Source organism: Aeromonas sp., from assembly GCF_050633025.1.
Classification (GTDB): Bacteria; Pseudomonadota; Gammaproteobacteria; order Enterobacterales; family Aeromonadaceae; genus Aeromonas.
Genome location: NZ_JBODRQ010000163.1, coordinates 1 through 6280, shown reverse-complemented (window position 1 = coordinate 6280; position 6280 = coordinate 1). Strand labels below are relative to the sequence as shown.

The 6280-nt window shown below is 57.3% G+C and carries 5 protein-coding genes and 1 pseudogene; 5 read left to right on the top strand and 1 reads right to left on the bottom strand.

What is annotated here, in order from left to right; translation table 11 throughout:
• From ACRAUW_RS16070 to ACRAUW_RS16055, 4 genes and pseudogenes are all read left to right on the top strand, one after another.
• Positions 1-195 (top strand): annotated as a pseudogene (locus ACRAUW_RS16070) (4-aminobutyrate--2-oxoglutarate transaminase); the annotation flags it as partial.
• Between the two features lie 366 nt (positions 196-561).
• The gene (locus ACRAUW_RS16065) at positions 562-1911 is read left to right on the top strand and encodes an APC family permease (protein ID WP_431363087.1); all 1350 of its coding nucleotides are present in this window, start codon (positions 562-564) and stop codon (positions 1909-1911) included.
• A 643-nt stretch (positions 1912-2554) separates the two neighbouring features.
• Complete coding sequence (locus ACRAUW_RS16060) at positions 2555-2695, top strand: hypothetical protein (RefSeq protein ID WP_431363086.1); 141 nt, start codon at positions 2555-2557, stop codon at positions 2693-2695.
• On the top strand, positions 2695-4041 hold the full coding sequence (locus ACRAUW_RS16055) for an APC family permease (protein ID WP_431363085.1): 1347 nt from the start codon (positions 2695-2697) through the stop codon (positions 4039-4041). Before ACRAUW_RS16060 ends, ACRAUW_RS16055 begins: the two co-directional genes overlap by 1 nt.
• Before the next feature lie 310 nt (positions 4042-4351).
• Here the strand turns inward: ACRAUW_RS16055 and pykF are convergent, their stop codons facing one another.
• The gene (gene pykF, locus ACRAUW_RS16050; protein ID WP_431363084.1) at positions 4352-5764 is read right to left on the bottom strand and encodes a pyruvate kinase PykF; all 1413 of its coding nucleotides are present in this window, start codon (positions 5762-5764) and stop codon (positions 4352-4354) included.
• 308 nt (positions 5765-6072) lie between these two features.
• On the opposite strand from pykF, the gene ACRAUW_RS16045 reads away from it, so the two are divergent.
• Positions 6073-6280, top strand: a 208-nt coding sequence (locus ACRAUW_RS16045; protein ID WP_431363083.1) for a hypothetical protein, incomplete at its 3' end; no start/stop codon positions are given.

The window sequence follows — 6280 nt, the reverse complement described above, 5'->3', positions numbered from 1 at the left end:
CGTGATGCCAACCAGCCCGATCCCGACCTTACCAAACGTCTGGTGGCCGAGGCGGGCAAACGGGGTCTGGTCCTGCTCTCATGCGGGGTGCGCGCAAATGTCATCCGTTTTCTCGCCCCCCTGACCGCCCCGGCGACAGTGATTGACGAAGGGATGAAAATCCTTGAAAAATCACTGGAGGCCGCGCTGGCCTGACCAGCAGGAAAGTAACCGCTAACCTGTGCAAAAAAATGCAGTTTTGCCCCCTTTTTTTCTTGTCAAGGGGGCCCTGCAAATGCACAATGCGCCGCCACTGCAAGGACCGGTATTACCACATCTCTCCGGTCCTTTTTTGTGCAGTGAACAAACCCATAAACGAGGCCGGATCACCCCCGGAAAAGATAGCGAGATTGGCAGCAATCTCCCGACACCACATTCAGTGAGGAACAACATGGGGCATCTCAATGCTTTCCGACCGGCTCTGGCCGGTGTGCGCCACCCCGGCGCCCTTGATTCCCGGGCCTCTCTCCCGGTTTCGTTGATGGACAGTGCTACACTGGCACCGCGTAAGGAACAGGCATGATGAACACCCAAGCAGCAGGTCTGAAAAAGACCCTGAAACTGTGGCAAGTCGTGGTCATGGGTCTTGCCTACCTCACTCCCATGGCGGTATTCGACACCTTCGGCATCGTCACCGAGATCACCGAAGGCCATGTACCGACCGCCTACCTCTTTGCCCTCATCGGCATGCTGTTCACCGCTCTGAGCTACGGCCACTTGGTGCGCAAGTTCCCGTCGGCAGGCTCCGCCTATACCTATGCCCAGAAGGTGTTTCACCCTTATGTCGGTTTTATGGTGGGCTGGACCTCCCTGCTCGATTACATGTTCATGCCGATGATCAACATGCTGCTGGCCAAGATCTATCTGGAAGCGCTCTTCCCCGATGTGGAGCCCTGGACCTACATCCTGGGTCTGGCGACCGTGATGACTGTGCTCAACCTGCGTGGCATCAAGCTGGTAGCCAACTTCAACAGCCTCATCGTCGTCATGCAGTTCAGCATCATCGCCGTCTTTATCGGCCTGATCGCCTGGGGCGTGCACAATGGCGAGGGGCTGGGTACCGTGGCCAGCAGCCGCCCCTTCTTCTCCGAGCAGATCAACATCTCGCCGCTGCTGATGGGGGCCTCGATCCTCTGCCTGTCGTTTCTCGGCTTTGATGCTATCAGCACACTGTCGGAAGAGACCCCGGACGCCGATCGGGTGATCCCGCGCGCCATCGTGCTGACGGCTCTCATCGGCGGTGTGCTGTTTGTCACCACCTCCTACTTCCTGCAGCTCTTCTTCCCGGATATCTCCCGCTTCCAGCATCCGGATGCGGTACTGCCAGAGATCGCCCTCTATGTCGGCGGCAAGCTGTTCCAGGCTGTGGTGCTGGTCTGCACCACGGTGGCGGTCCTGGCCTCCGGGCTCGCCTCCCACGCTGGTGTATCGCGCCTGCTTTATGTAATGGGTCGTGATCGCGCCCTGCCCGCCCGCTTCTTCGGTTACATCCATCCGAAGTGGCAGACCCCGGCATGCAACGTGCTACTGGTGGGTGTGCTGGCCCTCTCCGCGGTATCGTTCGATCTCGAGATGGCGCTGGCGCTGATCAACTTTGGCGCCCTGGTGGCCTTCACCTTCGTCAATCTGGCGGTGATTGCCCACTTCTATGTGAAGCTGGGCCGCAACAAATGTCTCAAGGATCACCTGATCTATCTGCTGCTGCCACTCTGTGGCGCCGCCTGCATCGGAGTGCTGTGGCTCAACCTCGAGCCCGCCTCCTTCGAGCTGGGGCTGATCTGGGCCGGACTGGGTGCCATCTACCTGTTCCTGCGCCTCACCGTATTCCGCATCCCGCTGCAAACCGCAGACAAGGTGGAGATCGCCCAGTAACCGCTGGCACCCCTCCCTTCGATAGAGAACAAGGAGCCTTCTGGCTCCTTTTGTTTTTGTGGTGCTCTGGTTGCCAGAAACGCAATTTCTGCAGAAAGTGTGACTGATTTCAAATAACTACCCAGCCGGGCCGCCCGCCGTACCATGGCCCAAGCCGTGCCTCCCCCTATTCTCAGTCATTACTGTGAATGGATATGCAATCACTCTTTATCCACTTCCCTCCCTCCCATCCCCGCCAGCCGATCAGATCTCTGGACTCGAGCCCGGGGGAACGCCGGCAAATATGATCAGGATCAATGTTGAGGCGCTATGCCCCCTGCAGCCCCGATTTGTCGATTTTTCATACGCCACAACTGGGTTCTCTTCCCTCCCGAAAAAGGGGGGCGCCTCGGGGACGGCTGCAGAAGGCGAGTGACCACTTACCGGCCCTGTGCGTATGCAAGAAAATGCGTTAATCAACCCTTTTTTGCTTGTCAAGGGGGCATCACGAATGCACAATACGCCGCCAATAAAGAACCGATGTTCACTGCGACATCGGTTTTTGTCTTTTGAAGAGCAGGGCAAACCCACCACAAGAGGCCGGAAACGTTCCGGAAGTGATACTCGAGATTGCCAACAATCTCCCGACGTTGAGAGGAAAAACATGGGGCGTTTCAATGCTTTCCTGCCGGCTAATACCGGTTTGCGCCTCCCCGGCGCCTTTGATCTGCAGGCTTGCGAATCCATCGTATCCCTGCGCTCGTTGCAAGCACGTGCTGCGGCACTGATTGAGGAGAAAGCGTAATGGCATCTCAAGGCGCCAAGCTGCTCAAAACCCTGACCCTGACCCAAGTGATCGTCATGGGTTTAGCCTACCTGACCCCCATGGCTGTCTTCGATACCTTCGCCATCGTCGGTGACATCACCGAAGGCCGGGTCGCCACTGCCTATCTGCTGGCTCTGGGTGGCATACTGCTGACCGCCTTCAGCTACGGCCATCTGGTACGCAAGTTCCCCTCTGCGGGCTCTGCCTATACCTATGCCCAGAAGGTGTTCAACCCCTATGTCGGTTTCATGGTCGGCTGGTCATCCCTGCTCGACTACATGTTCATGCCGATGATCAATATCCTCTTGGCCAAGATCTACCTGACCGCCATGTTCCCGGGTGTCGAGCCCTGGGTGTTCATCTTCGGTCTGGTGACCGTGATGACCTTCCTCAACCTGCGCGGCATCAACCTGGTGGCCAACTTCAACGGTCTGATTGTGGTGATCCAGCTGGCTATCATCACCCTCTTTATCGGCCTGATGGCGTGGGGCATCGATCATGGCGAAGGCACCGGCACCCTGATGAGCAGCCGCCCGTTCCACTTCGACTCAGCCCAGATGGTGCCGCTCTTTACCGGTGCGACCATCCTCTGCTTCTCGTTCCTGGGCTTTGACGGTCTGAGCTCCCTCTCCGAAGAGACGCCGAACGCCGGCAAGGTGATCCCCAAGGCGATCGTGTTGACGGCCCTTATCGGCGGCATCATCTTCGTGGTGGTCTCCTACTGCCTGCAACTCTACTTCCCGGATCTGGCCCGCTTCAAAGAACCAGATGCGGTGCTGCCGGAGATCGCGCTCTACGTGGGCGGCACCTTCTTCCAGTCGGTAGTACTGGTCTGCACCACGGTCGCAGTACTCGCCTCCGGCATGGCGGCTCACGCCGGTGTGTCACGCATCCTCTACGTGATGGGGCGTGATCGCATGATCCCGGAGCGGGTGTTTGGCTATATCCACCCGAAATATCGCACTCCGGCTATCAACGTGCTGATGGTTGGGGCGCTGGCCCTCTCTGCCGTGTCGTTTGATCTGGATACCGCGCTGGCGCTGGTCAACTTTGGTGCGCTGGTGGCATTCAGCTTCGTCAACCTGTCGGTGATCGGTCAGTTCTGGGTGCGCGAGAAGCGCAACAAGACCCTCAAGGATCATGTCATCTACCTGTTGATGCCGCTGCTCGGCGCCGCCACCATAGGTGCCCTCTGGATCAATCTGGAGCAGAGCTCGCTGGAGCTGGGCCTGATCTGGGCTGGCCTCGGCGTGACCTATCTGTTCCTGCGTCTCGCTGTATTCCGTATCCCGTTCCGTCAGTATGAAGAGCTGGATGCCCAGTAAGGGCTCCTCGCCAACAACAGTGAGGGAGCCTTAATGGCTCCCTCAGACTATTCCCCCCCTGATTTCAGAGAAGCAGGGCTTTCTCATCAAACAAAATCAATATGTTACGATGACGATTTTGGCTTTGTCAGCAATCTGGGAGAGCCTTGATGGCAACCTCTTCCCCGCGCCAAGACCCGCCCCCCTCTTCACCATGCCACCCCTCTTGCGGTCACGGCATCAGCATCCGGGTCCCCCCCCATCTCACATAAATTGTACTTAAAAAAAAACGGCGCCCGAAGGCGCCGTCTTCACACTGTTCCAGCTCTACTTACAGAACGTGAACAGAAGCGGTGTTGGTGGTGCCGCTCGGTACCAGAGCACCGGAGACCATCACAACTACGTCACCTTTCAGACCCATGCCGATTTCCAGCGCGGCTTCTTTACCGATGCGATAGAAATCGTCGGTAGAGGCGATGCTGTCAACCACGTGAGCAACCACACCCTTGGTCAGCACCAGCTGAGCAGCAGTTTTCTTGTTGGTGGTGATAGCCAGGATCCAGGCTTTCGGGAAGTACTTGCGAATGGCCTTGGCAGATTTGCCGCCTTCGGTAGCCACCACGATCAGCGGGGCGTCCAGCTTCTCGGAGGTCTCTACGGCGCCTTTACATACGGCTTCGGTGATGCGCAGCTTGTTGCTGTCGTTGGCAGCAGACAGGTTGGACGGCATCACGCCATCGGTACGCTCGCAGATGGTGGCCATGATGGTCACGGCTTCCAGCGGATACTTACCCTTGGCGGACTCACCGGACAGCATCACTGCGTCGGTACCGTCCAGGATGGCGTTGGCCACGTCACCAGCTTCGGCACGGGTCGGACGCGGGTTCTTGATCATGGAGTCCAGCATCTGGGTGGCAGTGATAACCACTTTGCGGGCTTTGTTGCACTTGGCGATGATCATCTTCTGGGCGAAGATAACTTCTTCAACCGGGATCTCTACACCCATGTCGCCACGAGCAACCATGATGCCGTCGGAAACAGCCAGGATCTCGTCGAAGTTGTCCAGACCTTCCTGGTTTTCGATCTTGGAGATGATCTGGATGTTCTCGCCGCCGTGGGCTTTCAGGTGCTCACGGATTTCCAGAACGTCTTCTTTCTTACGGATGAAAGAAGCAGCAACGAAATCAACGCCTTGCTCGCAACCGAAGATCAGGTCGCGCTTGTCTTTCTCGGCCAGGGCCGGCAGCTTGATGGAGACGCCCGGCAGGTTAACGCCTTTGTTCTCGCCCAGATCACCGTTGTTCAGCACTTTACAGATAACTTCGCGTTCGGTGATTTCGATAACGTCCAGACCGATCAGGCCGTCATCAACCAGGATGCGGTTGCCGACGCGCAGATCGTTGGCGAAACCTGCATAGGTCACGGCCACTTTGTCTTTGTTGCCAACCACGGTCTGGTCGGTGGTGAAGGTGAAAGTCTGGCCAGCGACCAGCGCGACGTCGTTGCCGCCTTCCAGCTTCATGGTACGGATTTCCGGACCCTTGGTGTCCAGCAGGATCGCTGCGTGCTTGCCGGTCTCGGCCATCACAGCGCGCAGGTTGCTGATGCGGCTGCCGTGCTCGGCGTAGTCACCGTGGGAGAAGTTCAGGCGCATGACGTTCATGCCGGCGTCCAGCATTTTGGCCAGCATTTCTTTGGATTCGGTCTTCGGACCGATGGTGCAGACAATTTTGGTCTTTTTCATGTCAATCTTCATGGTTAAGGAATTTCCGCCGAGCAATATACACCAGTTTTTGGAATCTTTTTATGATCCAGAAACAACGTTTTGACCGGATAACGTTTTCTTTTCAGGGATAACGTTTTCCTGTGAGTCACATTTTAGAGCATACGGCCACAGGTTCGGGCTGAAGGGATACAAATGTTGCCATCTGTGGTTGTTTGGCCGGGTTGAGGGTCAGATGTTGTAAAATGACCACCCTCCCCCTGTCATCGTCTTGTCACCGGCTTGCGCAAAAATGTTAGTTCATTGGCGCACGGGTGAAGGAGATCGGGATGAAAAACAGCCATGATACCGGATGGGCTCTACTCTTGCTGGGCGCCGCCCTGCTGCTGGTTCAGACACTGCCTGGTCACTGCTGGCCTGACAATACCGGACTGCTGGCGATTTTCTTCCTTCCAGTGAAAGGAGGGGCTGCCGCCGAGGGATTGGCGTGGCGAGAGTGGCAGGATCATAGTGCAGCGACCCGGATGGCGCTTCGTG